The organism is Heyndrickxia shackletonii (assembly GCF_001420715.1).
Classification (GTDB): domain Bacteria; phylum Bacillota; class Bacilli; order Bacillales; family Bacillaceae_C; genus Margalitia; species Margalitia shackletonii.
Genome location: NZ_LJJC01000019.1, coordinates 1 through 1,650 on the forward strand (window position 1 = coordinate 1; position 1,650 = coordinate 1,650).

General features: G+C 37.1%; 2 protein-coding genes. Both read right to left on the reverse strand.

The window, feature by feature from the left end; all coding sequences use genetic code 11:
• Positions 1 to 291: 291 nt before the first annotated feature.
• Positions 292 to 1,170, reverse strand: coding sequence for an IS3 family transposase (locus AN964_RS25200; protein WP_244885895.1), 879 nt, complete (start codon positions 1,168 to 1,170; stop codon positions 292 to 294).
• A 74-nt stretch (positions 1,171 to 1,244) separates the two neighbouring features.
• Positions 1,245 to 1,556, reverse strand: a complete 312-nt coding sequence (locus AN964_RS25205; protein ID WP_055741498.1) for a helix-turn-helix domain-containing protein — start codon at positions 1,554 to 1,556, stop codon at positions 1,245 to 1,247.
• Positions 1,557 to 1,650: the final 94 nt, after the last annotated feature.

Consider the following 1,650-nt stretch of genomic DNA (forward strand, 5'->3'; position numbering starts at 1 on the left):
GTTGGCCCCCTTATTTTAGACACATACTCCTATTATCTTTCTTTTTCGCAGTATTTTATTTTTTTGTTTAAGATGGAAATTGCCCCCTCTGTCTTCGCTAATTTTGTGATAGTATCATATCGACTTGACATGGAGCCTCTTCGCGCATGATTCTCTATCCAGGAACCCAGCCTCTTAAGAAGCTGTATTCACCAACTAGGTTATCATGCGCTGCTCCATATCAAGTCGTGCTCCTAATTCGTTCTGCTTTTATACCAAATAAGGGGCCAATTTCCTCTCATCCTATTCTCACTACAAATTAATAACCATTTCTTCCATACTACCTACCTCGTTAAATTTCTTATGGAACTGAGTAGGGGAAAGATAATGAAGACTCCCATGATATCTTCGGTGATTATAAAATTCCATATACTCATCTATTCGGTAATACGCTTCATCAAAACACTCAAAGGTGTACCGTTGGTAACACTCCCGTTCGATGATACTGTGAAATGATTCTATATACGCATTTAAATTGGGTGATTTTGGGGGAATACGTTCATGATAAATTTTATGGAGTTCACAAAATTCCCCAAAGTCTTTACTTACAAATTGTGGACCATTATCGGTTCGAATAATGATACTATATTCCTTTTCATCTTGTGGCAAATGAACCTGACGCCGTATAATGGCTTCTTGAAGCATTGTATTAATGTTCTCGGCTTTACATGTTGATCCTCGATAATAACCTACAATACAACGGTCGAATACATCTATGGCACTTGCCAGAAAAAAGAACCGGCCACTGTCTTCTATCGAACCATATTTAATATCTACTTGCCATAATTGGTTGGGTCCGGTAATTGAGTGCTGCTTAGCTAGTCGTCTTGGATAGGAAGGAGAAACGTTGCGCTTTGGCAGTAGAATGCCTAACTTATCACATAATCGGTACACTTTTTTAAAGTTAATCACTAGATTATGTTCCACCCTTAAATAATTGGTTAACTTACGATAACCATAGATTCCTTCTTCTCCTTCTATGCCTTCCATTAAAAGCTCTTCAATTTGTTCGTCGGAAACCATAGATCCATCTTTTCTTAATGAATAACCTGGACTAGGACGCCCTCGCTTCGTTACTATTTTTTCATTTGTTTCAATATCCTGATGATAGTAGTACAAAGAGCGACTCACCTCCAATGCCTTCATCGTTTGTTTTACAGGAAAACCTTCCGCAACCCAAAGATTCACTTCATCTAATTTTGAATTTATAGAGATTCGTTTTTTTTTATTAAATTCTTTAACATGGCAACTTCCAGTTCTTTTTCTCCAAGCAATTTCATCGCTTGTTCATACTTTTCTAGTAGTTCGCCTTTAGTGGGGTTATCAGATAATATGGTTGTACCCTCATTTTCCATTAGATCAAGCATTTCATCTTTATATTCATTCATCCACCTTCTAAAGGTATCTCTTGATATTCCCGCCTTTCGGGCAATAGAAGAATGGTTACCCGTTTCTAACGCAAGCCGAACATATTTCTTTTTTACATCTTCAATTACATCAATTTTCTTTCCAGGCATGGGTCTTCACCTCCCTATGAATCATTTTGTATGTTATACATTAAGTGTAAACCTAAGGTATTATCGTGTCTAAATGATTAAGGGGGCTAAAAAG